The organism is Klebsiella michiganensis, from assembly GCF_015139575.1.
Lineage (GTDB): Bacteria > Pseudomonadota > Gammaproteobacteria > Enterobacterales > Enterobacteriaceae > Klebsiella > Klebsiella michiganensis.
Window position 1 is genome coordinate 2,995,259 of record NZ_AP022547.1, and the last position, 25,932, is coordinate 3,021,190.

General features: G+C 60.7%; 23 protein-coding genes and 1 riboswitch. Of the genes, 11 read left to right on the plus strand and 12 right to left on the minus strand.

Annotated features, from left to right (window positions below; translation table 11 throughout):
• Positions 1-25: 25 nt before the first annotated feature.
• Together JLG71_RS14120 and JLG71_RS14125 are read right to left on the minus strand one after the other, a co-directional pair.
• Complete coding sequence (locus tag JLG71_RS14120) at positions 26-586, minus strand: RNA polymerase sigma factor (RefSeq protein ID WP_014229338.1); 561 nt, start codon at positions 584-586, stop codon at positions 26-28.
• A 5-nt stretch (positions 587-591) separates the two neighbouring features.
• Complete coding sequence (locus JLG71_RS14125) at positions 592-1,017, minus strand: hypothetical protein (protein WP_025108376.1); 426 nt, start codon at positions 1,015-1,017, stop codon at positions 592-594.
• 200 nt (positions 1,018-1,217) lie between these two features.
• Between JLG71_RS14125 and ykgR the strand changes: the two genes are divergently transcribed.
• A complete protein-coding gene (gene ykgR, locus JLG71_RS28550) occupies positions 1,218-1,319 on the plus strand; it encodes a small membrane protein YkgR (RefSeq protein WP_004137159.1) in 102 nt (33 codons plus the stop codon).
• A 60-nt stretch (positions 1,320-1,379) separates the two neighbouring features.
• Here ykgR and JLG71_RS14130 read toward each other — a convergent pair whose 3' ends face one another.
• Positions 1,380-2,522, minus strand: coding sequence for an alpha/beta hydrolase (locus JLG71_RS14130; protein ID WP_049083673.1), 1,143 nt, complete (start codon positions 2,520-2,522; stop codon positions 1,380-1,382).
• A 168-nt stretch (positions 2,523-2,690) separates the two neighbouring features.
• Here JLG71_RS14130 and JLG71_RS14135 point away from each other — a divergent pair, with 168 nt between their 5' ends.
• The 9 genes from JLG71_RS14135 to JLG71_RS14175 all read left to right on the plus strand — a co-directional run bounded on the left by JLG71_RS14135 (position 2,691) and on the right by JLG71_RS14175 (position 12,645).
• A complete protein-coding gene (locus JLG71_RS14135) occupies positions 2,691-3,725 on the plus strand; it encodes a LacI family DNA-binding transcriptional regulator (RefSeq protein WP_048263079.1) in 1,035 nt (344 codons plus the stop codon).
• 184 nt (positions 3,726-3,909) lie between these two features.
• Entirely contained in the window at positions 3,910-4,833 is a 924-nt protein-coding gene (locus JLG71_RS14140) for a sugar phosphate isomerase/epimerase family protein (RefSeq protein WP_064404906.1), read from the plus strand.
• A 14-nt stretch (positions 4,834-4,847) separates the two neighbouring features.
• Positions 4,848-6,020 carry a Gfo/Idh/MocA family protein gene (locus tag JLG71_RS14145; RefSeq protein ID WP_064404905.1) on the plus strand — a complete coding sequence of 391 codons (1,173 nt, stop codon included), beginning with the start codon at positions 4,848-4,850 and terminating at the stop codon, positions 6,018-6,020.
• 152 nt (positions 6,021-6,172) lie between these two features.
• A riboswitch (TPP riboswitch) is annotated at positions 6,173-6,274 on the plus strand.
• 69 nt (positions 6,275-6,343) lie between these two features.
• Positions 6,344-7,039, plus strand: a complete 696-nt coding sequence (locus JLG71_RS14150) for a TenA family protein (protein ID WP_200913522.1) — start codon at positions 6,344-6,346, stop codon at positions 7,037-7,039.
• On the plus strand, positions 7,036-7,764 hold the full coding sequence (locus JLG71_RS14155; protein WP_014229332.1) for an ABC transporter ATP-binding protein: 729 nt from the start codon (positions 7,036-7,038) through the stop codon (positions 7,762-7,764). Before JLG71_RS14150 ends, JLG71_RS14155 begins: the two co-directional genes overlap by 4 nt.
• On the plus strand, positions 7,761-8,501 hold the full coding sequence (locus JLG71_RS14160; protein WP_004850829.1) for an ABC transporter permease: 741 nt from the start codon (positions 7,761-7,763) through the stop codon (positions 8,499-8,501). The genes JLG71_RS14155 and JLG71_RS14160 overlap by 4 nt, the downstream gene beginning before the upstream one ends.
• Positions 8,502-8,525: 24 nt before the next feature.
• The gene (locus JLG71_RS14165; protein ID WP_014838463.1) at positions 8,526-9,461 is read left to right on the plus strand and encodes an ABC transporter substrate-binding protein; all 936 of its coding nucleotides are present in this window, start codon (positions 8,526-8,528) and stop codon (positions 9,459-9,461) included.
• Between the two features lie 307 nt (positions 9,462-9,768).
• Positions 9,769-11,154 carry a diaminobutyrate--2-oxoglutarate transaminase gene (locus JLG71_RS14170; protein WP_009652210.1) on the plus strand — a complete coding sequence of 462 codons (1,386 nt, stop codon included), beginning with the start codon at positions 9,769-9,771 and terminating at the stop codon, positions 11,152-11,154.
• Positions 11,155-11,163: 9 nt separating this feature from the next.
• Positions 11,164-12,645, plus strand: coding sequence for a pyridoxal phosphate-dependent decarboxylase family protein (locus JLG71_RS14175; RefSeq protein ID WP_177950435.1), 1,482 nt, complete (start codon positions 11,164-11,166; stop codon positions 12,643-12,645).
• Between the two features lie 342 nt (positions 12,646-12,987).
• On the opposite strand, the gene JLG71_RS14180 is transcribed toward JLG71_RS14175, so the two are convergent.
• Positions 12,988-13,776 (minus strand): SDR family NAD(P)-dependent oxidoreductase, encoded by a 789-nt coding sequence (locus JLG71_RS14180; RefSeq protein ID WP_200913523.1) that lies wholly within the window; start codon positions 13,774-13,776, stop codon positions 12,988-12,990.
• A gap of 116 nt (positions 13,777-13,892) precedes the next feature.
• Here JLG71_RS14180 and JLG71_RS14185 point away from each other — a divergent pair, with 116 nt between their 5' ends.
• Positions 13,893-14,441 (plus strand): TetR/AcrR family transcriptional regulator, encoded by a 549-nt coding sequence (locus JLG71_RS14185; RefSeq protein ID WP_200913524.1) that lies wholly within the window; start codon positions 13,893-13,895, stop codon positions 14,439-14,441.
• Between the two features lie 2 nt (positions 14,442-14,443).
• Here the strand turns inward: JLG71_RS14185 and JLG71_RS14190 are convergent, their stop codons facing one another.
• The 8 genes from JLG71_RS14190 to JLG71_RS14225 form a co-directional block, all read right to left on the minus strand.
• Positions 14,444-15,187: a glutamine amidotransferase gene (locus JLG71_RS14190; protein WP_004850813.1), complete on the minus strand. Its 744-nt coding sequence runs from the start codon at positions 15,185-15,187 to the stop codon at positions 14,444-14,446.
• Positions 15,188-15,291: 104 nt separating this feature from the next.
• The gene (gene mrdA / locus JLG71_RS14195) at positions 15,292-17,211 is read right to left on the minus strand and encodes a penicillin-binding protein 2 (protein WP_004850811.1); all 1,920 of its coding nucleotides are present in this window, start codon (positions 17,209-17,211) and stop codon (positions 15,292-15,294) included.
• A 186-nt stretch (positions 17,212-17,397) separates the two neighbouring features.
• On the minus strand, positions 17,398-19,194 hold the full coding sequence (gene atzF, locus JLG71_RS14200; protein WP_064357489.1) for an allophanate hydrolase: 1,797 nt from the start codon (positions 19,192-19,194) through the stop codon (positions 17,398-17,400).
• On the minus strand, positions 19,191-22,796 hold the full coding sequence (gene uca / locus JLG71_RS14205) for an urea carboxylase (RefSeq protein WP_200913525.1): 3,606 nt from the start codon (positions 22,794-22,796) through the stop codon (positions 19,191-19,193). The genes atzF and uca overlap by 4 nt, the downstream gene beginning before the upstream one ends.
• Before the next feature lie 168 nt (positions 22,797-22,964).
• Entirely contained in the window at positions 22,965-23,600 is a 636-nt protein-coding gene (locus tag JLG71_RS14210) for an urea amidolyase associated protein UAAP2 (RefSeq protein ID WP_009652130.1), read from the minus strand.
• Between the two features lie 10 nt (positions 23,601-23,610).
• The gene (locus tag JLG71_RS14215; RefSeq protein ID WP_200913526.1) at positions 23,611-24,339 is read right to left on the minus strand and encodes an urea amidolyase associated protein UAAP1; all 729 of its coding nucleotides are present in this window, start codon (positions 24,337-24,339) and stop codon (positions 23,611-23,613) included.
• Positions 24,340-24,343: 4 nt separating this feature from the next.
• The gene (locus JLG71_RS14220; RefSeq protein ID WP_009652163.1) at positions 24,344-25,120 is read right to left on the minus strand and encodes an ABC transporter ATP-binding protein; all 777 of its coding nucleotides are present in this window, start codon (positions 25,118-25,120) and stop codon (positions 24,344-24,346) included.
• On the minus strand, positions 25,117-25,932 hold the full coding sequence (locus tag JLG71_RS14225) for an ABC transporter permease (RefSeq protein ID WP_009652192.1): 816 nt from the start codon (positions 25,930-25,932) through the stop codon (positions 25,117-25,119). Before JLG71_RS14225 ends, JLG71_RS14220 begins: the two co-directional genes overlap by 4 nt.

The following is a 25,932-nucleotide window of genomic DNA, read 5'->3' on the forward strand; positions in this document are numbered from 1 at the left end:
CCCTGCAGCAGGAGCCGGAGAATGCCTAACTGGCCAGCAGTTCATCGTACAGCGCGCGCAGGCGGGTACGAAGGTAGAGTACCGCTTTATGCTTACGTGAGAGCAGCGCCTGTTCGCTGACGCCGGACTCCTCTGCCAGCTCCCGGTAGCTGTAGCCATGCAGTTCGGTTTTCTCAAAGGCTTCACGCTGGGCGGGCGGCAGCTCCGAGAGCGCCTGACTTAATTCCTCCCAGAGCAGCGCTTTCAGATACTCATCCTCCGGCGTTTGCGCAACGCCAAACAGCGTTTCGGCCAGCTCATCCTCGGGAAAATCGCCCTCCTCCTCGTCGCTGAAACCGCCCGCCAGCGGCAGCTCGCGCTTTTTTCTTGCCCTGTCGGTCATCTCGTTACGCGCCGCCCGGAACAACCAGGCGGCGATATTCTCCACCGGCTGCTCGACGCGAATGAGCTGATACGTCACTTCCTGCAGGATATCGTCCGCCTCATCGCGCAGCGGGGTCCGTCCGCGAATAAAAGCCTTCAGCCGCGACCGGCAGGCATCGAGGGCGGAAACAAGCCGTGATGGCGCCACGATCCTGTTTTTCATTGTGCTCACTCGGGATCCGCGCTTTTAGGCGAACTCTCCTGCTGCGGAGCATGCTCGCTGCGGCGGTCGCGCCAGCCGCAGTGGCCGCGATGCCCGCGGTGGCCAAAGCGCTGCACAAACTCATCGCGCTGCTCCGGGCTCATGTTCATCCAGCGTTCATGCATCCGACGCCGCGCGTTACCGATGCCGAACATTCCCGGGCGAAAGCCGAGGCCGCCGAACAGGATCCGCGACAGCGCCAGCACACCTAACGCCTGCCAGAAGCCAATGCTCTTCACCCCAAGGATGGCCGGCAGCAGCGCATTCCACAGCGACATCACCAGCAGCCCAAGTATGGCGATTAGCGCCACGCCGATAAGAAGCGGCTTCGCCATTCTGTGGCGGCCAAAGCGGTGATGGTGGTGCTGACCGTGCATATCGATATCTCTCATCGTCTGTTTACCTCATTACGCTATTGAATAATTACCCTGTGCGGAGGTAGACGAATGAGCGGGCAAAATATTGCTGAGAAGAGTAAAAAAATTGACACACTTTATTTGTATGACAAATATTTTTTATGTGATCTCTATCACCTACATGCAGGCGCGACGGCGGTAACGTTACCCGGTGATTCATTGAAAAAGAGGAACTTATGAACGCGGTAAAATCACTAAAAGCCGACTGGGCGATTATTACGCTGATGATTGTTGTCGCCGTCGTTATGTATGGCTATCTGATCCCCAAATACTGGTAATCGACGCCATACCTGTACTGAACCGCCCCTTGCTCAGGGCGGCTCATCATCCCTTCGCCGCTACCGCTTATCGTTGAGCGTCTTAATCAAAAACGGCACTGAGTCGCGTAAAGACGGGTTAACCGTACCGCTATGATCCAGCCCCTCATAAATATGCACGTCCGCACGGGTTCCCGCGCTTTTCACCGCGTCCGCAAAGCGTTTTTGCATTGCCGTCGGCACGTTAATATCCGCGCTGCCGATACCGATAAACACCGGGTGATCGATTTTCAGCGTCGGGTAGAGCATGGCGCCCACGCTGGCGTTTAACAGCGAATCCACCCCCGGCTTCAGGGCGTTAGCCGCATTCAGACCGGCCTTCATCACTTCATCGTTGAGCGGCGTAATGCATAAATTGCTCGCCTCTTTCAGCAGCGGCAGCGCTTTATCCTGGAAATAATCAGCCGGATTGAGCTGTGGGTTGCTATCGGCAGCCGAGAGGTAAATATAGAAAATATAGGGTATTTTCGGGTCGCCGCCGATCGGCGCTTTGCCGCCTGCCGGCGGAAGAATGTCGGCTGCGGTGGTCCCCTTCTCAAAATACGGCGTCCCGGTCAGCACCGTTGCGCGAACATTCAGCTCCGGCGCGTAGTGGGGTTGATATCCGGCGCTGGCGAACGCGGCGTGCGCGCCCTGCGACTGTCCGACCAGAATGAGTTCATTTTTCAGCGGGAACTGTTTCAGGGCGGCGCGAACGCTATCAAGCACGCTCCACGCTTCGCCGCGGGCATTAAGATAATGGTGCAGGCCAGACGAACCCAGACCGGCATAATCCGGCGCGACCACCGCGTAGCCCAGCGACAGCCAGGTGTTCAGGTACTGCTTATCGCGATCGCTGCGCGGGTTTAACGACGGCGCGCAGTGATTAGCCACGCCCACGGTACCGTGGGCCCAGACCACAACCGGCCATCCCCCTTCCGGTGTGGCGCCAAACGGAATAAAGACCGCGGCGGTATCTTCGCGGGCGGTTTTGCCGTCCACGCCGCTGCGGGAGGGATAGCGCAGGAGATACTGCTTTGCCGCTTCGCTTAAGCCATTTCCGGCGCTGAGCGGAGAGACCGCGTCGCTATTATCGGCGGCGGCGCTGGCCGGGACCGCGCTCATGGAGAGCAGTAGCAGCGCAGAGGTGGCGGCGAGGAATTTTTTTGAGAGGGAATACGTCATAACATCCTGTTCCTGAGTGGGGATGCACTTAGTGTAGACCCTGGCGGTTGAATATCAGGTCAATGAAGCCAGTGCGGCGAAATGATTTTCCTGAAGTCTGACCCGCCTCGCTGTTTGCCTGTCACAATAATGATAGCTTTTTATCATTACCCTCAAAGGAAGAGAATCATGTCAGCAAAAAAAGTCACCATGGCGGATATCGCCAAAGAGGCCAGAGTCGGTATCGCGACGGTGGACAGGGTGCTCAATAAACGCACGCCCGTGAAAGAGAGCACCGAACGTAAAGTGCTGGAATCCGCGCGGCGATTAGGCTTCGCGCTGGAGCAATCCCGCTATCGGCTGGCGGCGGATCGGCCGGCGGTAGCCCTCAGAATGGGCTTCATTCTGCTACAGCAGTCACACTCGTTTTACCATCAGCTGGCGCAGGCGCTGGAGCAGGCGGCGTTACCGTGGCATAGCCCGACGCAGGCCCCCGCTTTTCTGCATTATGATATTAACGCCATCGACGATATGGCCGCCGCGATCGCCCGTCTGAGCGATACGGTCGACGTTATCGGTATTGTCGCGCTGGATAATCCGCTTATCCGCCATGCGGTCGTGCAGGCCATCGAAAAAGGCGTCCGCGTCTTCACCCTGCTCTCCGATATGAGCATCCCGCAGCGTACCGGCTATATCGGCCTGGATAACCAGAAAGCGGGCCGCACCGCCGGTTGGGCGGTGGACAGGCTGTGCCACGACGACGGCGAAATTGGCATTATCGTCGGCGATAACCGGTTTATTTGTCAGGAAAGCTGCGAGATAAGTTTCCGCTCCTACCTGCGTGAACAGGGCAAAGGCGATCGGGTGCTTGAACCGGTGCGCAGCCACGAACGCGCCGATGTCGCGCGCCAGGTTACGGAAGAAATGCTGCAACAGTACCCCGCTCTGAAGGCCATTTACGCGCCCTGCGGCGGCGTGGAAGGGATTGTCGCCGCCCTGCGCGCGCGCCAGCGCCAGCATCAGGTCACCCTGATTTGTCATGGCCCGGTGGATAGCGGCGAGCTGGCGCTAATTGACGGCACTATCGATCTCATGCTTACCCATCGGCTTGACGAATTTGCCGCCGCCACCATCAACGCGTTTGTCCACGCCGCCAGCCAGCCGCAGGTGGCGTTTATCAACGCTCTGCAGCCGTTTGACCTCCTCACTAAAGAAAACCTCTGATTGCCGCAGGCGCGGGTAAAGTCGCCGCGCCCCGCTTCAGCGCTGCATTTGATAAAAAACTATCATTTATGCTATCAAAATAAACCTTGAATTCCATCAAAGAATTTAAATTTCATCATTGTTGGATATGAAATTTTCATTCAATACTGGTCATGTTTTCTCCTCATCTGAAAAGGAAGCCATCATGACCATACATATTGCCAACGCGCCGTGCAGCTGGGGCGTCGATGATCCCAAAAACCCTTATCTGCCGCCGTGGTCCAAGGTACTGGAAGAAGCGGCGACCGCCGGTTATAAAAGCATTGAACTGGGCCCGTGGAGCTATCTGCCGACCCGGGCCGATGAACTCAGCGCAGCGCTGAATAAACAGGGGCTGTCGCTGGTTGCCGGAACGATCTTCGACGATCTGGTCAGCGAAGAGAACTTCGCGAATATTGTCGAACTGACGCATAACCTCTGCCGCAACCTTTCGCAGGTGCCGTCGGCGGAAAAGACGCCGGGCAACCCCTTCCAGCCGCCTTATCTGGTCATTATTGATTTCGGCAATCCGCAGCGGGCGAAATATGCAGGGCGCGGCGAGCGGGCTCCCCGCCTGTCACCCGCCGACTGGCAGCGGATGGTCGACCACATTGTGACCATCAGCCGACTGGCGTGGCAGGAGTACGGCGTTCGCCCGGTTATCCATCCTCACGCCGGCGGCTGCATTGAGTTTGCCGATGAAATCGATCTGCTGGCGGCGCAAATCCCCCATGACGTAGCCGGTTTATGTCTCGACACCGGCCATCTCTTCTATTCGGGCATGGACCCCATCAGCTGGCTGGATCGCCATTTTGATCGCCTTGACTACCTGCACTTTAAAGATGTCGACCCGCAGGTGTTCAGGAGCGTGATTTCCCGCGGCATCGACTTCTTCTCCGCCTGCGCGGAGGGGGTGATGTGCCCGCTCGGCAGCGGCGCCATTGATTATCCGGCGGTGCGCGCCTTTCTCGACAAGCGGGGCTATCAGGGCTGGATCACCATTGAGCAAGAGCGCGATCCGCGCAACGTCGAGGGCAGCCTGCAGGCGGTCACGGAAAGCCTGCGCTACCTGCGCTCGGTTGGTTTTTAATCGGGAGAAAACACATGATTAACGGTATTAAACCTGTTGGCCGCTCCTTGCGCTGGGGCATGGTGGGCGGCGGCGGAAGCAGCCAGATTGGCTATATTCACCGCTCTGCGGCGCTGCGTGACGGATCGTTTACCCTGCTTGCCGGAGCCTTTGATATTGACCCCCAGCGCGGGCGCGAGTTTGGCCAGCAGCTGGGCGTGGAGGCCGGGCGCTGTTACCCCGACTACGAAACGTTGTTTCGCGAAGAGGCGGCGCGGGAAGACGGCATTGAAGCGGTCTCCATCGCCACGCCAAACAACACCCACTACGCCATTTGCCGCGCGGCGCTGGAGGCCGGACTGCATGTGGTCTGCGAAAAACCGCTCTGTTTTACCGGCGAAGAGGCCGATGCGCTGGTGGCCCTGAGCGAAAAACAGCGCAAAATCATCGGCGTCACCTACGGCTACGCCGGGCATCAGCTGATTCTGCAGGCGCGGCAGATGATTGAACAGGGGCTGCTGGGCGAGATCCGCATCATCAATATGCAGTTCGCCCACGGTTTCCATAACCAGCCGGTAGAGCAGGATAACCCCAGCACCCGCTGGCGGGTGGACCCGAAATTTGTCGGCCCCAGCTACGTGCTGGGCGATCTGGCCACCCACCCGCTGTTCCTGGCGGAGACCATGGCGCCGAAGCTTAATATCACTCGCCTGATGTGCTCCCGCCAGAGCTTTGTCAAAAGCCGCGCGCCGCTGGAGGATAACGCGCATGTGCTGATGGAGTACGACAACGGCGCCGTAGGGTCGATGTGGTGCTCGGCGGTCAACAGCGGCTCAATGCACGGACAGAAAGTCCGCATCGTCGGGGAGAAAGCCAGCCTGGAGTGGTGGGATGAACAGCCGAACCAGCTGCGCTACGAAATTCAGGGCGAGCCGGTGCGCATCCTCGAACGCGGAATGTCCTATCTCGATCCGCTGGCCCTCCAGGACGACCGGATCGGCGGCGGCCATCCCGAAGGGCTGTTTGAGGCCTGGTCGAATCTGTATCGCCGCTTTGCCATCGCCATGGATGCCACCGACCGTCGCGACGCAGCTTTGCTGGAAAACTTCTGGTATCCGGATGCCAGAGCCGGGGCGCTCGGCGTGCACTGGGTCGAGAAGTGCGTACGTTCAGCAGACAGCGGCGCCAGCTGGGTAGAATTTCACTGATCCTTTGATAATACGCGCCCGGCAAGGCATCAGCCGCCGCCGGGCTGCCGCGATGTACAAAGCCCTTTCTCGCGACACTCACACGTGACAACGTCACCTTTCCTCATAAAATTCACAGCATTGTAATCAAAAAGGGAATGTCGTATAACAGGGGCCAAACCGAGGGGTGTCCCGTGAGGGCTGAGATGGCGTAAGCCGAACCCTTTGAACCTGATCTGGGTCATGCCAGCGAAGGGACGGGTCGGCATTTCCGCCAGTTTTGCGCCATTGCCTGTTCACACTTCTTTCAGCACGCCCGGATCTCCCTTTTTTCAGGAGGTCCTGTGATTCTTCCCGCGTTTACCCAGGGTATTTATAGTCGTCTGCGTCAGCAGGCCGGCGCCGACTGGCAGCACTACGTCGCCCACCCCTTCCTGCGCCAGCTCGCCAACGGTACCCTCCCCGAGCCCGCTTTTCGCCGCTATCTGACGCAGGACTATCTGTTTCTGATCCACTTCGCCCGCAGCTACGCCCTGCTGGTCAGCAAGCTGCGCACCCTGGCGGAAATGCGCGCTGCCGCCGCGTCGATGAACGCCATTCTCGACGAACTGCCGCTCCACGTTGGCTACTGCCGGGAATGGGGGCTGGATGAAGCGACGATGGCCGCCGAAACGGAAGCCGCGGAAACCGTCAACTACACCCGCTACGTACTGGACATTGGCCACTCCGGCGACGCCCTGGATCTGCTGGCGGCGCTGATGCCCTGCGTTGCCGGCTACGCGGAAATCGGCCTCGGCCTGCTGCACGATCCGGCGACCCGGCTGACCGCCAATCCTTATGCCTCCTGGATCCGCAACTACGGCGATGAGGGCTACCTGAACGGCGTCAATAACGCCATCGGCCTGCTGGAAACCCTCTGGCGGCAGCGCGGCGGCGAGGCGCGTTTCGCTGAACTCAGCGCTATTTTCACCACCGCCACGCGTCTGGAGGCTAACTTCTGGCAGATGGGCCTTAACGCCGTCGCGGAGCGCCCGGCGTGACGGCTCCCGGAATTGAGGTGCACGGCCTGGGCCTGCGCTTTGGCTCGCGGCAGATCTTCGACAATCTGACGTTCACTATCCCCGGCGGCCAGTGGGTATCGCTGCTGGGGGCCAGCGGCGCCGGAAAGACCAGCCTGCTGCGTATTATCGCCGGGCTGGCAAAAGCCACCGCCGGTGAGGTTCGCGCCAGCGACGGGCAGCCAATAGACAAGCGGCTGGCGTGGATGGGGCAAAAAGATCTGCTGTATCCGTGGTTAAGCGTGCGCGACAACGTCTCGCTTGGCGCGCGTCTGCGCGGGGAGCGCGTGGACCATCGGCGGGTTGCTGCGCTGTTACAGCAGGTTGGCCTTGAACACTGCGCCGGCGACCGCCCGGCCGCCCTCTCAGGCGGCATGCGCCAGCGTGCGGCGCTGGCGCGTACGCTCTACGAAGACCGGCCCATCGTGCTGATGGACGAGCCCTTTTCCGCGCTCGACACGATTACCCGCACGCGCATTCAGACCCTGGCCGCCGGGCTGCTGGTAAACCGCACCGTCGTGCTGATCACCCACGACCCGATGGAAGCCTGCCGCCTGAGCCACCGTCTGCTGGTCCTTTCCCCCGCTCCCGGCGGGATTGACGACGGGCATCACCTCTCCGGCATGCCGCCGCGCGCGCCGGACGACCCGGCGCTGTTGGCCAGCCAGGCGGAGCTGCTGCAACAGCTCATAAGGGCTAACGGATGAGCGCAAAACTGTTTCGCGCCGCCGTGGTGTTCTGCGGCCTGCTGCTGCTCTGGTGGCTGGCGACCCGCAGCGGCATTCCCGCTTTCCTGCTGCCTTCCCCCTCGGCGGTGGCAAGCGCTCTGTGGGTCAACCGCGCGTACCTCGGCGAACACACACTGATCACATTAAGCGAGATCCTCAGCGGCCTCGCGCTCGGCGTTCTGCTCGGCGTGATCCTGGCGCTGTGCATGATTGTCTCGCCTCGCCTTCAGCGCTGGCTGATGCCGCTGGTGCTGACCAGTCAGGCGATCCCGGTTTTCGCCCTTGCCCCGCTGCTGGTGCTGTGGTTCGGTTTCGGCATGAGCGCCAAGGTCATGATGGCGGTGCTGGTGATTTTCTTTCCCGTCACCTCGGCGTTTTTTGACGGTCTGCGCCGGGTTAACCACGACTATCTCGATCTGGCGCGCACGATGGGGGCCTCTTTTGGCGCGCAGCTGCGCCACGTTCGCCTGATGGCTGCCCTTCCGGCCCTCGGTTCCGGCCTGCGGATGGCGGCCGCCGTCGCCCCCATCGGGGCGATCATCGGCGAATGGGTCGGTTCAGCCGAAGGATTGGGCTACGTGATGCTTAACGCCAACGCCCGTCTGCAAACCGATATCTGCTTTGCGGCCCTGTTTATTCTGGTGCTACTGACCGTCCTGCTCTGGCTGGCGGTGGATGCTTTCTTACACCGGCTGATTAACTGGACGCCGGAATAACGCTCTTAAATAAAAGGACTAACCATGCGTAAACGTATTTATGCCGGTATGACGCTTGCCGCGCTGTTCAGCGGTCAGGCGCTGGCCAACGAGAAACTCACCCTGGTGCTGGACTGGTATATCAATCCCGACCACGCGCCGATCCTGGTGGCCGAACAGATTGGCGCCTTTAAAGACGCGGGGCTGGACGTCGACATTGTGCCGCCGTCCGACCCGGCGCTGCCGCCGCGGCTGGTTGCCGCCCGCCAGGCGGACCTGGCGATTACCTACCAGCCGCAGGTGCATTTTTTTGCTGATGAAGGGCTGCCGCTGGTCCGCGTCGGCACGCTGATTAATTCGCCGCTGAATACGGTGATCGCGCTGGATAAAAGCATAAAATCTCCCGCCGATCTGCAGGGCAAAAAAGTAGGATATTCGGTGAGCGGCATCGAACAGGCGACGCTGGCCACCATGGCGCAGCATGCGAAAATCGATCCCAAAAGCATCAAGCTCATCAATGTTAACTTCCAGCTGACCAGCGCCCTGCTGGCCGGACAGGTCGACGCGGTCATTGGCGGCTATCGTAATATCGAAGCGCTGGAGCTGAAGCTGCAGGGGAAAGATCCGCAGGTGATGAACGTTGAGGATTACGGCGTACCGGCCTACGACGAGCTGGTGATTGTCGCCAACCGGGATGAAGTCCACGCGGCGAAAATCAGGGCCTTCCTCAAGGCGCTGCAAAAAGGCGTCGCTTACCTGCGAGCTCACCCGCAGGAGACCTGGCAGGCGTTTGCCGCCGCGCATCCCGAGCTCAACACCGAACTGAACAAGCAGGCATGGCTGAAAACCCTTCCTCTGTTTGCCAGCGATCCGGCGGCGCTGGATAAACCACGGTATGAAGCTTATGAACAGTTTTTATATAACAATAAGTTGGTGAAAAAAGTCACACCTTTAACAAATTATGCGGTTGAGCTGCATTGAGTCATGCCATTGCTGGCGGAAACTTTTCGCCAGCAATGCCCGCCCGGCAGTATTAAAAAACGAGAAACTTCCTCACTAATAATTACAATTTTAAAGGTCTTTTATCCTTTAAAACACCTGATTTAAATCAAATGGTTACGTTGGTTTTTGCCTGTGTAAAAATAACGTAAATATACCTTAATCAATAAAACGTTGAATGCGTATCTAAAAAGCCATATATTGTGCCCGCTTTAATGCATGGCGATTCAATTTCTTACACCAATTTATTCAACCAGCGCTCAACCGTAACGCTGGTTGTGGGAGTGATATGATGACGGATAAAGTCCGTATTGATACTTTAGGCGCAGATTTATTAGATGCAAACAACGATACCTTTTTGGCCCGTCAGGCTGAATTCGAATCGAATGTCAGGAGCTACCCGCGCAAGCTGCCCCTTGCGATTACCAAAGCGGAAGGCGTCTGGCTGACCGATGCGGATAATAAACAGTATCTGGACTGCCTTGCCGGCGCAGGTACTCTGGCACTCGGCCACAACCACCCTGATGTGCTGCAGAGCATCCAAAGTGTCATTACCAGCGGCTTGCCGTTACATACTCTCGATCTGACCACTCCGTTAAAAGATCGCTTCTCTGAATACCTCCTTTCCCTGCTGCCGGGCGAAGGCAAAGAATACTGTCTGCAGTTCACCGGCCCGTCCGGCGCTGACGCCGTGGAAGCGGCGCTGAAGCTGGCGAAAAAATACACCGGCCGTTCTTCCGTGATCAGCTTCTCCGGCGGCTACCATGGGATGACCCACGGCGCGCTGTCCGTCACCGGCAACCTGTCGCCAAAAGCGGCGGTTAACGGCATGATGCCGGAAGTGCAGTTTATGCCTTACCCGCACCAGTACCGCTGCCCGCTGGGTATCGGCGGTGAAGCCGGCGTGAAAGCGCTGACTTACTACTTCGAAAACCTGATCAATGACGTCGAAAGCGGCGTGCGTAAACCGGCGGCGGTGATCCTGGAAGCCGTTCAGGGTGAAGGCGGCGTGAACCCGGCTCCGGTCGAGTGGCTGCAGCGCATCCGTAAAGTGACTCAGGAACACGGCATTCTGCTGATCATCGATGAAGTTCAGGCTGGCTTTGCGCGTACCGGTAAATTCTTCGCCTTCGAACACGCGGGCATCGAGCCGGACATTATCGTGATGTCGAAAGCCGTTGGCGGCGGTCTGCCGCTGGCCGTTCTCGGTATCAAAAAGCAGTTCGACGCCTGGGAACCGGGTCACCATACCGGCACCTTCCGCGGCAACCAGCTGGCGATGGCCACCGGCCTGACCACCCTGCGCCACCTGAAAGACAATAACATTGCGGATAAAACCGCCGCTCAGGGCGAATGGCTGAAAGGCAAGCTGGCCGAGATGCAGAAACGCTATCCGGTGATCGGCCACGTTCGCGGTCTGGGCCTGATGATCGGCATCGAGATCGTTAAACCGAACGAAGCGCCGGACCACATGGGCTGCTACCCGGCGGATGGCGAACTCTCCGCGCTGCTGCAGAAGAAATGCTTCGAAGCGGGTCTGATCCTCGAGCGCGGCGGCCGCCACGGATGCGTGCTGCGTCTGCTGCCGTCCCTGCTGATCAGCAACGCTGAGCTGGAAATTTTCTTCGACAAATTTGAACAGGCCCTGCTGGCCGCCGGCGTAAAACCGGTCTGAGTGGAGTAAGTGACCGCAATGTCCAAGTTGAATCCGATTCTTGCTGGTTCCGCGCAAAGTATTGATGCCTACCAGCAAGCGATCGCCCAGACCAGCCAGGCGGTAGCGCAGTGGCTGCAGCAGCCTGAAATGTATCAGGGGAAAAGCGTTGACGAACTGCGTGAGCGCATCACCCTTGATTTCAACGAACAGGGTCTGGGCAACCAGGCGGCGATTGAACGTGCGATCGAGTACTTCCTGAAAGACAGCCTGTCGGTACATCACCCGCAGTGCGTGGCGCATCTGCACTGCCCGAGCCTGGTGATTAGCCAGGCGGCGGAAGTGCTGATTAACGCCACCAACCAGAGCATGGACTCCTGGGACCAAAGCCCGTCAGCCACCATCATCGAGATCAAGCTGATTGAATGGCTGCGCGATCAGGTCGGCTACGGCGCCGGCGATGCGGGCGTTTTCACCAGCGGCGGCACCCAGAGCAACATGATGGGGCTGATGCTGGCGCGCGATGCCTTCTTTGCCCGCCGGGGTCATTCCATCCAGCAGGATGGTCTGCCGGGCGATATTCGTCAGTACAAAGTGCTGTGTTCAGAAAACGCCCACTTCTCGGTGCAGAAGAACATGGCGCTGATGGGCCTCGGCTACCGTTCCGTGACGCTGGTGAAAACCGACGAATTCGCGCGGATGGACGTGGCGGATCTGAAAGCGAAAATCGCCGAGGCGCAGGCTAACGGCGAACAGATTATGGCCATCGTCGCCACCGCCGGCACCACCGACGCGGGGGCAATCGACCCGCTGCGCGAGATTGCGGCCGTCGCGGCTGAGCACCAGATCTGGCTGCACGTTGACGCGGCCTGGGGCGGCGCCCTGCTGATGTCCGAGAAGTATCGCGATCGTCTGGACGGCATTGACTTAGTGGACTCCATCACCCTGGATTTCCACAAGCAGTTCTTCCAGACCATCAGCTGCGGCGCGTTTCTGTTAAAAGAAGCCCGTCACTATGAGCTGATGCGCTATCAGGCGGCCTATCTGAACTCTGAGTTCGATGAAGAGCACGGCGTACCGAACCTGGTATCCAAATCGCTGCAGACCACCCGCCGCTTCGACGCGCTGAAGCTGTGGATGGGCCTGGAGGCGCTGGGCCAGAAGCAGTACGCGGAAATCATCGATCACGGCGTGACGATGGCGCTGAACGTGGCGGATTACGTCAAAACGCAGCCGACGCTGGAGCTGGTCATGCAGCCGCAGCTGGCAAGCGTGCTGTTCCGTTCCCGTCCGCAGCAGATGGCGGGCAGCGACGATGCCGCGATCGCCCTGCTCAACCAGCGGGTTGGCGATGCGCTGCTGGCTTCCGGTCGCGCTAACGTCGGCGTGACCGAGCACAACGGCGTCACCTGTCTGAAGCTGACGCTGCTGAACCCGATCGTGACGTTAGAGGACGTGAAGGTGCTGCTGAGTCTGGTAGAGCGTACCGCCCAGGAGCTGCTGGCGCAGTAAATGTGTTTTCGCATTAACCTTGAAAGCCGATAACTCACCTTATCGGCTTTTTTATTGGTTTTTCGCCCTGAATTTGTGACGTTGTCACAATATTGAGGCTACCGGCCTGAAGATGGCTGTGAACCTGTAGCCCGGACAGGTGCGCAGCACCGCCTCCGGGTATTCTGCCACTCAGCGCTCTTCTCCCGGGGGCGGCGCAAAGCGCCTGCCCGGGCTACCGGCCCGATGATAGCTATGCGCAGCACCGCCTTCCAGAGGCGTTGTATCTGCGCCGGGCGTGACATGGCGGGATGTTGTCGCACCGTGTATCGACTCTCCTTTCCGATACACGGTGCGACAAACTCACGATCGCGACAGGTAACGGGCCGCGGGTTCAGATTGCGCAAAGCCGGGGAGCATGGCCTGACGCGTCGCGTTCAGCGTCTGCCACTGCGTTTCATCATGCAGCGGCGGTATGGTCACCGATTCGCGGCGGTCGAACCCCACCAGGGCGGCATCCACCAGTTTATCCACCTCCATGACGCCGGGAATGGTATCCACGTCTTTGCCGCTGTGCTGCCAAATCTCGGTGCGCGTTGCCGCCGGCAGTACCGCCTGAACGTATACGCCTTTCGCGCTCAGCTCAACGTCGAGTCCCTGCGAGAGAAACAGCACAAAGGCTTTCGTGGCGCCGTAGACGGTCAACCCCATTTCCGGACCCAGCCCAACGACCGACGCAATGTTGACAATCGCCCCCTCTCCGGCCTCGGCCAGACGCGGCGCGATCGCGTTCGCCAGGCGAGCCACTGAGGTCACGTTGAGGGTAATCAGGCGAGTGATATCGTCACTGCTCTGATGGAGGAAATCACCGGGAATCGAGGTGCCGGCATTGTTGACCAGAATCCTGATACGCGCGTCTTCCCGCAGCCGCTGCTCCACGGCGGCGATGTCGCTATCCTGGGTTAAGTCGGCCTGCAGGATGTCGACCTGAACGCCGGTTTCGTCGCGCAGCCGCTCGGCCAGCGCCGTCAGCCGCTCGTGATTACGCGCGACCAGCACCATGTCGTGGCCGCGGCGGGCAAAACGTTCGGCATAGACTGCACCAATTCCGGTCGATGCGCCGGTTACCAGCACCGCTGATTCACTGCTCATAGGTGTACTCCTCAATTTATACATGATGGTCGTCATGTATAATGGCACGGGCTGGGTATGCTGTAAATAATGTTATATGATGGTCATCATAAATAATTTCGCAGCAGGACGACGCCATGAGAGTGAGCAGAAAACAGGTTGAAGAGAATAAGCAGACAATCCTGACCGCCGCCGGGCGGTTGTTTCGCGAGCGGGGTTTTGACGCGGTCACGGTCACCGATATTATGAAATCAGCCGGTCTGACCCACGGCGGATTCTACGGCTACTTCAAATCGAAGGATGACCTGATCGCCCAAACCCTCGCGGAACTGAAGATAGAGAACGACGCGGCGAAAAACGACGTCATCGCGCAAATCGAGCGTTATCTTTCCCCCGAACATCGGGATAATTTTGCCAGCGGCTGCCCGCTGGCGGCGCTGGCGGCGGAAACCATCCGCCAGTCCGAACCCGCGCGTGACGAAATGAGCGCGCGGCTGCAGCAGCAGATAGCGCAGCTCAGTGAAGCGATGGATGATCGGGACGCTCAAGCCAGCCGCCGCGCGGCGATTGGCAGCTGGTCGGCCATGGTCGGCGCGTTAATTCTGGCGCGGATGACCGCGGATTCAACGTTTTCCGACGAAATCCTCGGTGAAACGGCGGCCTGGCTCGCGGAAAAACAGCGCTGAGGTTAAGCCGGGTTCAGGTCTGGCTGCAGGTAGCCTGCGACAAAGCGGGTCAGAATCGCCGAGGCCACCGGGCTCTCCACAACGTCACGACTCAGCCTGTCCGGGTCAACCCCCTCGTTGCGCAGCGCCGCCTGGCGGAACGCGATCAGCGAGCGGGCAATCGCCGGGGTGATCTCCGGATGAAACTGCGTAGAAACGGCATGCGCGCCGTAGCGTACAATCTGGTGAGGATCGTGCTGCGACGAAGCCAGCACCTTCGCCCCTGGCGGTAATCGGGTGACCGTTTGCATATGCGTGAGGTGCGCGCTGAACGGCGCCGGGTGGTCAGCCAGCAGACGATCCGCCAGGCCGTGTGCGGACAGCGAAATGGTTTTACTCCCGGCTTCGCGTCCGGCTGGATGGTAGTCCACCTCACCCCCCAGGGCGTGCGCCATCAGCTGATGCCCGTAGCAAACGCCAAACAGCGGCATCTCTATCGCCATCGCCTCGCGGATCCAGGCCGCGGTCATTTCACTCCACGGCAGGCGTTCGGTCACCATATCCCAGGAGCCGGTAATCACCGCGATGGTCGCGTTATCCGGCGCGGGAAGCGGCTCTCCGGCATAGACGCGCGCCACGCTGATTTTTTTGCGCCACGGCGCCAGTAAATTGCCAAACCAGAGGGGAAGGTCGCCGTGGTCGGAGACGATTTCATCAGGCGGAGTCCCGGTTTGTACAAGAAGAAGCGTATTTCGGCTTAACGACATCAGAGCGCCTTTTTTCACAGCAATACAGAACGCTACTATGAGCAAAAGCGCTGGCGGCGGCAAATAACCAATCCGCTAACGCTTATGCTCAGAGTGAATAACGTTTACTGCGCGTCGGCGCTCTCCACCTGCGGCACCGTCGACGTCGCGCCCTGTTCCGCCGGCGCGTTGGCCGGGTCGAAGATATGGTCGAGGATGGCGCGCGCCGTCGGTCCCGCAACCACGCCATCGCCGCCGCCGTTCTCCAGAATCAGCGCCATCGCCACCTTCGGATGCTGATAGGGGGCAAACAGGGTATAGAAGATATGGTCGCGCAGGCGCACCGGGATCATCTTCGCGTTATAGGTCTGGTTCTCCTTCAGGCTGAAGACCTGGGACGTCCCGGATTTTGCGGCGATCTGGTACGGCGCGGTATGGAATAGCTTATAGCCGGTGCCGTTTGGCAGGTTCGCCATGCCGTACATGCCGTTGCGCACCACGCCCCAGTACGGCGAATGCGGATCGCCAACCTGCGGCAGATCCTGCGGCGGCTGATAGCGCTCGACCTTATTACCCTGCTTCATGGAGTAAAGCAGATGCGGATTTTGCACTTTGCCGTTGTTAATCAGGGTCGTCAGCGCCTTGACCATCTGGATCGGCGTGGCAATCCAGTAGCCCTGACCGATACCGACGGAAATGGTATCCCCCTGATACCACGGTTTTTTATGCACCCGCTGTTTCCACTCCCGGCTCGGCAGCACCCCGGCATACTCTTCGTTAAGATCGATGCCGGTAGACTGACCGTAGCCAAACTTGCTTAGCCACTCGTGAATGCGGTCGATGCCCATCTCAAACGCCACCTGATAGAAGAAGGTATCCGCCGATTCTTCTATCGCTTTGGTGACGTTAAGCATGCCGTGGCCGCTCTTCAGCCAGTCGCGGTAGCGGCGCTGGGTCCCCGGCAGCGTCCAGGTCGGCGCGCCGAAGAAGGAGGTGGTTGGCGTGATCACGCCCGCCGACAGCGCCGACAGCGCCATGTAGGGCTTCACCGTCGACGCGGGCGGATAGAGGCCCTGGGTGACCCGGTTAATCAGCGGCCGGTCCGGGTTATCGAGCAGCGAACGGTAGGCCTGATAGCCGATGCCCCTGACAAAGGGATTGGGATCGTAGCTGGGGCTCGACACCATGGCCAGCACGCCGCCATCGCGCGGATCGACGGCCACTACCGCCGCGCGCTGCCCCTTCAGCACCGATTCGATATACTGCTGCAGGTGCAGATCCAGCGTCAGGTAGATGTTCTTCCCGGCCACCGGCGGGACCTCTTTTAGCAGACGCACGACCCGCCCGTGGTTATCCACTTCCACTTCCTGATAGCCGGTGGTGCCGTGCAGCGCTTTCTCGTAGTAGCCTTCAATGCCCTGCTTGCCGATATTGTGGTCGGCGGCGTAGTTCTCTTCTTCCCCGGCTTTGGCCAGCTTTTGCAGATCGCTGTCGTTGATCTTCGAGACATAGCCAACCACGTGCGCCAGTTCGGCGCCGTAGGGGTAAGCGCGCTGCTGATAGCTCTCCACCGTGACGCCGGGGAAGTGAAACTCATTGACCGCAAAACGCGCTACTTCAACATCGCTCAGGTCCGATTTTAACGTCACCTCTTTGTAGCGGCTGTTGTGGTGCATATCGTCGCGGAAGTCGGCGATATCCTGCGGGGTTAAATCAACGATCGGCGTCAGCTGCTGCAGCAGCGCCGTCATATCGGCGATTTTGCTCGGGATCACCTGCAAACGGTAGAGGGTAATATTTTGTACCAGCGGGATGCCGTTGCGGTCGAAAATCAGCCCCCGGCTCGGCGCGATGGGCAGCATTTTAATGTCGTTCTGGTTTGAACGCGTCTGATAAAAGTCGTGCTGATCCACCTGCAGGCGGTAAAGATTAAGGATCAGGATGGCGAAGCAAATCACCACCAGTAGAAACGCAATGACGGCACGGCGGATAAATAGCATCTTTTCCGCTGAATGGTCGCGAATTTCATCTCTCATTAGGGACATTAGCGGTCATTTACCTGGGTTACAAAGTGCCTGAAAAGGGAAAAGCGGGGAAGAATAGCGTTATCGCAGCGGGAGCCCTACCGAAAGGTTGCTAATGATCTGGCAGAAATGTTTCAGCATGTTAGAAATTTAAGGTGACACTGTCACTAACCCCCTCCATCGCTTCTTGATGGAGGGGGTTGTAGTTTAGCGTGCCAGCCAGGCGCGCCAGCCGCCGTAGGCGGTAATCTCTGTGGCTTCGCCTAATCCGTTGGCTTCGCAGATAAAGCCCGCTAACCGGCGTCCGTCGGCAAGCTCAACTTTTCCCAGGCCCAGCGGCGCGGGGATGGCCGCCAGCAGCGAACCGACCTCCGCGCTGGGTAGCTCCCACACTTCAACCGCGATCGACGCCCCGCCGCTATCGGCGCGAACCATCGCCGGGCGTTTGCCGTCCGCGAGAGCGTATAAACGATAGTGCGGCGCGCTGCGGGTCGCCTGCAGCAGCCGACCGCCCCGCGCCAGCAGCTGGCCGTTAAGCGGCAGGCCAGAGAGATGAGCGCCGCAAACAACCAGCGCCATTCGGTCATGGCCGGCGACGCGTTCAGGCGGCGGGGTCTCCAGCCGCGCTCCGCCCGGCAGCGGCAGCCGCTCAGCGCGCTGAAACGCATCGGCCAGGCCCAGTAAATACTGGTCGGTAAAGGCCCGGCCAAACAGCGTGACGCCCGAAGGCAATCCGTCCGGCATAAATCCGCATGGCACGCTCACCGCGGCATAGTCCAGCAGGTTCATAAAGTTGGTGTAGTACCCGAGATCGGCGTTGCGCGCGATCGGCTCCGCCTCCAGCTCGTCAAGCGTCACCGGGCGCGGATAGGTGGGCGTCAGCACGCAGTCCAGGGTCTCGAGTATCGCGTCGCACCGGGCTTTGTACTGCTGTAGCTGATAGATCGCCGTAAAGGTCGCCGTGGCATCGGTGCCCGGCGCTTTTGCCAGCACGTCGCGAATAACCGGCAGCACCGCTTCCGGCTGCCGCGCCATCAGCGGACCGACCACCGCGTAGCGTTCGGCGACCCACGGCCCGTCATACAGCAGCCGGGCTGCCGCCAGAAACGGCGTGAAATCAATCTCAACTGCCACCCCGCCCAGCGCCGTCAGCCGTTGCCGGGCCTGGGAAAACAGGCGTTCGCTTGCGCGGCAGCCGAGGAAATTGAGCTCGCGCGGAACGCCAAAACGAAACCCCGCGGACGGCCTGCCGAACGCCTGACGGCTGTTCCACTGAGGATTACGGCGGCTCCAGGCGTCCTGCGGATCGCACTGTGCGACGAGCGCCAGCAGCTGGCTGGCCTCGTCGGCGGTGGGGCTGAAAAAGGTCACGCAGTCTAACGTACGACAGGCGGGGACCACCCCTGCGGTGGATATCAGCCCTTTACTGGCCTTCAGACCCACCAGGTTATTCAGCCCTGCCGGGACGCGGCCGCTACCGGCGGTATCCGTGCCCAACGAGAAGCTGGCCACGCCCAGCGCCACCGCCAGCGCGGAACCGGCGCTGGAACCGCCGGAGGGATACTCCGCATGATAGCTATTGCGGCAGCGACCGTACGGCGATCGGGTACCGTTCAGGCCGGTAGCGAACTGATCGAGATTGGTTTTACCGACCGGCACGGCGCCCAGCGCAATCAGCTGAGCGACAATCGTCGCGCTCTGCTCCGCCCGATACGCAAACGCCGGACAGGCCGCGGTGGTGACAATCTCCGCCAGATCGATATTGTCTTTGATGGCGAACGGCACGCCGTACAGCGGCAGCGCGGCCGGCGAAAGGCCATCCAGCGCCGCCAGAAACGGCTCCTGCTCCTCTTCGCTCAGAATATGGATAAACAACCGGAACTCGGGGTTCAGCGCCTGCGCCCGCTGGCGGATGTCCGCCAGCACGCTGCGCGGTGTGGTTTTACCGGTGCGATAACGCTCCGCCAGGGTTGCCAGGCGTAAATCAAACGTCTGCTGCATCATGCCTTCTCCTCAATAATCACCGCCACCCGCTGCCCGGCGCGTACCGCGCTGCCCGGCTGCACGTGAACCTGTTGAATAACGCCATCGCAGGGGGCCAGCAGCGGGATCTCCATCTTCATCGACTCCAGCACGACCAGCACATCCCCCGCGCGGACCCGGCTGCCTGCCGCCGTTTGTACTTGCCACAGGTTTCCGGAAATCGGGCTTTCCACCCCCTGTTCGCCCTGCCGCAGCGGCGCGTCTCCGCCCTCATCCACGGCGCTCTCCTGGCTGTCAAAATGGGCCTGACCGCTGGCTATCCAGCGATCGCGTTCGGCGTTAAACGCCTGCTGCTGATGCTCGCGAAACGCGCCGATGCTGTGCGCTTCACGGCTGAGAAACTGCTGGTATTCCGCCAGCCGCAGCGTGCTGTGCTCAATGCGCAGCGGGTAGCGTCCAAGCGGGAAATCGCGGCGAATCTGCAGCAGCTCTTCGGCCGAAACCGGATAGAAACGCAGTTGGTCGAAGAAACGCAGCAGCCAGGGTTTGCCGGCAAAATCCGCTACCTCGCGATAGCGATTCCACATCTGCAGGGTCCGGCCAACGAACTGATAGCCGCCGGGCCCCTCCATGCCGTAGACGCACAGATAGGCCCCGCCGATGCCGACCGAGTTTTCCGCCGTCCAGGTGCGCGCCGGGTTGTACTTGGTGGTAACCAGGCGATGGCGCGGGTCAAGCGGCGTCGCCACCGGCGCGCCGAGATAAACATCGCCCAGCCCCATCACCAGATAGCTGGCGTCAAATACCGTATTCCATACCGCCTGTTCATCGGGCAGATCGTTGATGCGACGGATAAATTCCAGATTACTCGGGCACCAGGGCGCGTCCTGGCGCACGGTGGTCATATATTTATCGATTGCCCTGCGGCAGGCCGGATCGTCCCAGGAGAGCGGCAGATGCACCACGCGCGTCGGCACCTGCAGATCGTCGCTCAGGCAGACCGTGGACCACTCGCCGCGCACCCACGCCAGCAGCGTCTCAAGGGGCAACGTTTCCGGCTGAAAATGGATTTGCAGCGAGCGAATCCCCGGGGTGATATCGATCGCGCCGTCTCTTGATTGCGCTTCCAGGGCCTGCATCAGGGCGTGAATGCGGAAACGCAGAACCAGATCCAGCTCCGGCTCCCCGGCTTCCAGCAGCAGATGCGTATCGCCGGAGAGTCGCGCCACCAGGCGTTTGTCCGCCTCGCCGCAGGTCATCACGACAGGCGACGTCAGCGGAGCGGGCTGCCAGGCTATCGCCTGGTGACTTAGGGTCGCCAGCTCGGCGCGCCGCCCTTCCGCCAGCCGCCGGGCGGTGGGTAAATCCACCGCCACGAAACGTACCTTATCCCCGGCCTTGAGCTGGCCTAACTGCCAGAGGTCGGCTTCAATCACCGTGACCGGGCAGACAAAACCGCCGAGGCTCGGCCCGTCCGGTCCAAGGATCACCGGCATATCGCCGGTAAAATCGACCGCGCCCACCGCGTAAGGGTTATCGTGAATATTCGACGGATGCAGCCCCGCTTCGCCGCCGCTGTCGCGGGCCCACAGCGGCTTGGGGCCAATCAGGCGCACGCCGGTGCGGCTGGAGTTAAAGTGGACCGCCCACTCCGTGGCGAAGAACGTCGCAATATATTCCGGCGCAAAGAATTCCGGCGCGCCGTGGGGGCCGTAAATCACCCGCAGCGTCCGCACCTCAGCCAGCGCTGTGCGTAGCGCGGCGGGTAGTTGATCCCCGCATCTGGCGGCGGCGTGCGGCGCCAGATGCAGCACGTCGCCTCCGCGCAGCGCCCGTCCACCGTGGCCGCCAAACTGGCCGAGGGTAAAGGTGCTTTTACTCCCCAGATAGTCCGGTACCTGAATGCCGCCGCTCAGGCAGAGATAGCTTCTGACCCCCGCGCCGCTTATCGCGCCCAGCTTCAGGGTCGCCCCCGCCGGAATAGTCAATACGCAGTCCAGCGGCTGGTCTACGCCATCGAGCGTCACCGCCAATGGCGCGCCGCACACCACCGCCTGAACGTCGGTATTAAATTTCAGGGTCGGCCCGTTGAGGGTGATTTCCAGCGCGGCCGCTCCCTCGGCATTGCCCAGCAGGCGGTTACCGAGACGCAGGGCGCGATCGTCCATCGGCCCCGACGGCGGTACGCCCACCGCCCAGTACCCCAAACGTCCCGGATAGTCCTGCACGCTGGTCTGGGTTCCGGCGCTCAGCACCTCCACGGTCGCCGCGCGGTAGCGCAGCTGCTCAAGGCAGCGGGTCCAGGGCTCGCCTTCGGTAAAGGGCGCAAAGCCAAGAATTTGTTGCAGGTACACGCGGTTAGTTTCTACGCCGTACAGGCGGGTCTCCGCCAGCGCCTGCGCCAGGCCGGCGATAGCCTCATCGCGGCTGGGGCGCCAGGCGATCGCTTTCGCCAGCATCGGGTCGAAAAATGGCGGGACTTCGCACCCGGCTTCCACCCAGCGGTCAATACGCAGGGCTGCGCCGTCCGCCGGCGGAAAGAAGACGTCCGTTAACAGTCCGGGAGAAGGCTGGAATTGCCGCCCCGGATCTTCGGCGTAAATTCGCGCCTGGATAGCATGGCCCTGGGGCCGTAACCCGGCGGCCAGCTCAGGTAGCGGAGGCAGTTCCCCCGCCGCCAGCTCAATCATCCAGCGCACCAGGTCAACGCCCCACACCTGCTCCGTGACGCCGTGTTCGACCTGAAGCCGGGTATTTACCTCGAGGAAATAAAACTGCCGCGCCGCGCTGTCGTAGACAAACTCCACCGTCCCGGCGCTGCGGTAGCTCACCGCTTTGCCCAACGCGATAGCCGCCGCGCATAGCGCCTGCGCCATCCCTTCAGGCAGATTCGGCGCGGGCGTCTCTTCAATCACTTTCTGGTTACGCCGCTGGACTGAACAGTCGCGCACGCCGAGCGCGATGACCTCTCCCCGCCCGTCGCCGAAGATTTGTACCTCCAGATGGCGGGCGCGTTCGATATATTTTTCGAGAAATACCCCGCCGTCGCTGAAGTTGTTTTGTCCCAGCCGCTGCACCGCGGCAAACGCCTCAATCAGCTCACGGGCGTCGCGACAGACGCGCATGCCAATCCCGCCGCCGCCGGCGGTGCTTTTGAGCATCACCGGATAGCCCACCGCCTCAGCCGCCCGGCAGGCTTCGCCGCTGTCGGCCAGCAGCTCGCTGCCTTCCAGCAGCGGCACGCCCTCGGCTTTGGCTAAGGCGCGAGCGGTATGCTTCAGGCCGAAGGTGCGCAGCTGTTGCGGAGTGGGGCCGACAAACGCCACCCCCGCCGCCTCGCAGGCCTCGGCGAAGGCCGCGTTTTCAGACAGAAAGCCGTAGCCGGGGTGGATCGCTTTGGCGCCGCTCTGCTGCGCGGCGGCGAGGATCTTCTCCGTCACCAGATAGGTTTGCGCCGCCGGGCCGTCGCCGAGGCTTAACGCTTCATCCGCGTCGCGGATATGCAGACTACTCAGGTCAGCTTCGGAATAGACGGCGACGCCTTTCACCTGCATCGCGCGCAGGGTGCGCAGAATGCGGCAGGCGATGGCGCCGCGGTTGGCAATCAGTAAGGTATCAAACATAAGCGCAACTCACAGGGTCGCGGGTCGTCCCGCAAAAAGTCGATGTTCCCCTGAGGTCGTCCCCGGGGTGAACCGGCGCTTAAGGTTTGCGCGTCGGCGTACTGTTCAGGCGGTCGGCGCGGACGGCGAAGAGCCGAAAGGCCAGCAGACGCCAGCGCTGCCAGCGGGTCAGTTCCATACCAGCACCTCGGCGGGCGTGGGGTTCCAGCCGTTGCAGGGATTATTTAACTGCGGACAGTTGGAAATCAGCACCACGGCGTTGCACTCGGCGCGCAGCTCAACGTATTTCCCCGCCGCCGATATCCCGTCCTCAAAGGTCAGACCGCCTTCCGGCGTCACCGGGACGTTCATAAAAAAATTAATGTTGGCGCCGATATCGCGCTTATGCAGGCGGCCATCGTGCAGGCAGGCGCAGAGGAAATTATCCCGACAGCTGTGCATATAGCGTTTATCCTGGGCGTAGCGCACGGTGTTGCTCTCCTGGGCACAGGCGCCGCCGAGGGTATCGTGGCGACCGCAGGTGTCGGCAACGATGGTCAGCAGTGGATTGCCCAGATTGGAATAGAGTACGCTGCCGGTGGTCAGATAGGCATTGCCCTGGCGGCGCAGCGTGCGCTGCGGATCGTAGCGTTCTCGGGGGTTATCGGCGTTGTAAAACAGGGTATCAATGGCCTGGTTGCCTTCGAGGTCAAGCAGGCGCAGGGTTTGCCCTTTTTGTACCTCAAACAGCCAGGGCTCCCCTGCCGGGATCACATGGCGATAGACGGCATCTTCGGGACGACGGTTACTGGCGATCAGGGTCATCGCAGCCTCCTTACAGGGCAAAAAGTTGGGTGTTGAGGAACGCGCGCTGGTTTTCATCGCGGGTAAAGAGCGCTTCCGCGGCCGCCTGCGCATCGTCAGCCTGGTACCAGCTCAGCTGGATCGGCCGCGGGGCGTACTCAGCGGCAGGGTCCTGAGGATGCGGCAGCGCGGTCAGCACCATGAGGACATCCATCGGCGCAAACAGCTCAACGTAATCTCCGGCGCGGCTGTTGGCGGAAATAAACTGAAAACAGCCATCCTCATCGACGGTGACTTTGCTGAAGAAGTTAACCACCATCAGCAGGTCCTCCAGGCCCAGATCCCATTTACCCATTTCAACCAGCAGGTTATCGACGCCGTTGCGGTAGAAGCCGTTGCGCAGCTCCTGGTAGCGTCCTGCGCCATATTTTTCACGCGTCTCGTCGGCGTTGAGTATCCCGCCGAACGGGTCGTGCCAGCCGCAGCTGTCGGCAACAATCCCGGCCAGAACGCGCCCCATATCGGAGTAGAAACAGTGCCCGGCGGTCAGGCGCGCGGTGTGCTGCCCCTTGAGGGTATCCGGCAGATTCAGGCGCTCACTCTTCTCATGGGGATTCAGCATCATCATGCTGACGTTGGCTCCGCCGTCGATATCGGTCAGGCGCAGAATCTGCCCTTTGCGCAAAATCAACGAGGTGTGCGCCCCGCCGGGTAGCCGCTCTTCGCGCAGGCTGGGGGATGAGTGAAAAAATGCGGTCATCAAACTATCTCCTTAATGCGTAAACGTTATTGTCGCTGCCGGTGGTTATCTGCGACATCCGCGCTTCATTGAGCGGAATATCGTAGGTAACGCGCGCCCCCCAGGCGTTGGGCGCCTGCGGATCGATGCGCACTTTGTCGAAAACCAGCAGCCGGGTGCCAAGGTTGAAGCCCTCCGCGAGGTCGTGGGTGACCATAAAAACCGTCATCCGCGTTTCGCTCCACAGCTGGAGCAGCAGCCCGTGCATATCCTTGCGAATACCGGGATCCAGCGCGCCGAAGGGTTCATCAAGCAGCAGTACGCGCGGCTGCATGACGAAAGCCTGGGCGATCGCCAGCCGCTGCTGCATCCCGCCGGAGAGCTGCGCCGGATATTTATTCAGCGCGTGCCCCAGCCCGACTTTCTCCAGCATCCGCTGCGCCCGTTCGCGCGCGTCGCGTTTCCTGCCGGCAAACAGCCGGCCAAACAGCGGTGACGCCGGGAGTTCGAGGCCAATGGCGACGTTATCCAGCACGTTGAGGTGCGGGAAAACCGAATAACGCTGAAACACCACGCCGCGGCTGCGGTCCGGCTCCGCCGCCAGCGGCTGGCCGTCGAGGGTGATTTCCCCGCGAGTCGGCTTTTCCTGGCCGAGCAGCAGGCGTAAAAACGTCGACTTCCCGCAGCCGGACGCGCCGACCATCGAACAGAACTCGCCCTCTTTCACCTGCAAATTGATGCGCTCCAGCACCACGTGGTCGCCGTACTCCTGCCAGATATTTTTGATGTCGATAAAGCTCATGCCCGGCCTCCTTCCGCCCACGGGAAACAGGCTTTGTGCAGCTGGCGCAGAGCCAGATCCATCAGCCACGCCAGCAGGGTTATCCAGATGACGTAAGGAATAATCACGTCCATCGCCATATAGCGGCGGACGAGGAATATGCGATAGCCGAGACCGGCGGTGGCGGAAATAGCCTCGGCGGAGATCAAAAACAGCCATGCGGAGCCCAGCAGCAGGCGCAGGGAGGTTATCAGCCGCGACAGCAGCTGCGGCAGCACTACCCGCAGCACCACCGTCCAGCTATTGGCGCCGAGGGTTTGCGCTTTGATAAACAGCTCCGCCGGGATTTCCCGCGCCCGCTGTTCAAGGTCGCGCGCCAGCATCGGCGTAATGCCAATGACGATAAGCATCACTTTTGATAGCTCATCCAGGCCGAAGACGATAAACAGCACCGGCAGGATCGCCAGCGGCGGGATCATCGACACCACGGTCATCAGCGGCGACAGCGCCGCGCGGTACATCGGGAACACGCCGGCGGCGATGCCGATGCCCAGGCCAATCAGCGACGAGAGCGCCAGACCAATCAGCAGGCGGCTCATACTAATCAGCGTGTCGGCCCACAGCAGATACTCGCCGCTGCGTTTATCCGGGGTGAAGGCCATCCGATCGATGGCCGCGATCATCTGCGACAGGCCGGGCAGCAGCTTATCCTGCGGGTTGGCTTCCAGCCGCACCGCCGAACCGATAAACCAGGCGGCGATCATCAGGACGAAGGGCAATAGCATCAGCGTCAGGCGCATACCCTGCCGGGGATAGCGGTTAATGTGGCGCAT

Coding starts and splice junctions, on each gene's coding strand:
- atzF (WP_064357489.1), bottom strand. CDS start 19,194: ATGATGCAGCAGACGTTTGATTTACGCCTGGCAACCCTGGCGGAGCGT.
- JLG71_RS14180 (WP_200913523.1), bottom strand. CDS start 13,776: ATGAGCAGTGAATCAGCGGTGCTGGTAACCGGCGCATCGACCGGAATT.
- JLG71_RS14120 (WP_014229338.1), bottom strand. CDS start 586: ATGAAAAACAGGATCGTGGCGCCATCACGGCTTGTTTCCGCCCTCGAT.
- JLG71_RS14170 (WP_009652210.1), top strand. CDS start 9,769: ATGATGACGGATAAAGTCCGTATTGATACTTTAGGCGCAGATTTATTA.
- JLG71_RS14225 (WP_009652192.1), bottom strand. CDS start 25,932: ATGCGCCACATTAACCGCTATCCCCGGCAGGGTATGCGCCTGACGCTG.
- JLG71_RS14160 (WP_004850829.1), top strand. CDS start 7,761: ATGAGCGCAAAACTGTTTCGCGCCGCCGTGGTGTTCTGCGGCCTGCTG.
- JLG71_RS14165 (WP_014838463.1), top strand. CDS start 8,526: ATGCGTAAACGTATTTATGCCGGTATGACGCTTGCCGCGCTGTTCAGC.
- JLG71_RS14190 (WP_004850813.1), bottom strand. CDS start 15,187: ATGTCGTTAAGCCGAAATACGCTTCTTCTTGTACAAACCGGGACTCCG.
- JLG71_RS14185 (WP_200913524.1), top strand. CDS start 13,893: ATGAGAGTGAGCAGAAAACAGGTTGAAGAGAATAAGCAGACAATCCTG.
- JLG71_RS14130 (WP_049083673.1), bottom strand. CDS start 2,522: ATGACGTATTCCCTCTCAAAAAAATTCCTCGCCGCCACCTCTGCGCTG.
- JLG71_RS14140 (WP_064404906.1), top strand. CDS start 3,910: ATGACCATACATATTGCCAACGCGCCGTGCAGCTGGGGCGTCGATGAT.
- JLG71_RS14125 (WP_025108376.1), bottom strand. CDS start 1,017: ATGAGAGATATCGATATGCACGGTCAGCACCACCATCACCGCTTTGGC.
- JLG71_RS14135 (WP_048263079.1), top strand. CDS start 2,691: ATGTCAGCAAAAAAAGTCACCATGGCGGATATCGCCAAAGAGGCCAGA.
- JLG71_RS14220 (WP_009652163.1), bottom strand. CDS start 25,120: ATGAGCTTTATCGACATCAAAAATATCTGGCAGGAGTACGGCGACCAC.
- uca (WP_200913525.1), bottom strand. CDS start 22,796: ATGTTTGATACCTTACTGATTGCCAACCGCGGCGCCATCGCCTGCCGC.
- JLG71_RS14145 (WP_064404905.1), top strand. CDS start 4,848: ATGATTAACGGTATTAAACCTGTTGGCCGCTCCTTGCGCTGGGGCATG.
- ykgR (WP_004137159.1), top strand. CDS start 1,218: ATGAACGCGGTAAAATCACTAAAAGCCGACTGGGCGATTATTACGCTG.
- JLG71_RS14210 (WP_009652130.1), bottom strand. CDS start 23,600: ATGACCCTGATCGCCAGTAACCGTCGTCCCGAAGATGCCGTCTATCGC.
- mrdA (WP_004850811.1), bottom strand. CDS start 17,211: ATGTCCCTAATGAGAGATGAAATTCGCGACCATTCAGCGGAAAAGATG.
- JLG71_RS14215 (WP_200913526.1), bottom strand. CDS start 24,339: ATGACCGCATTTTTTCACTCATCCCCCAGCCTGCGCGAAGAGCGGCTA.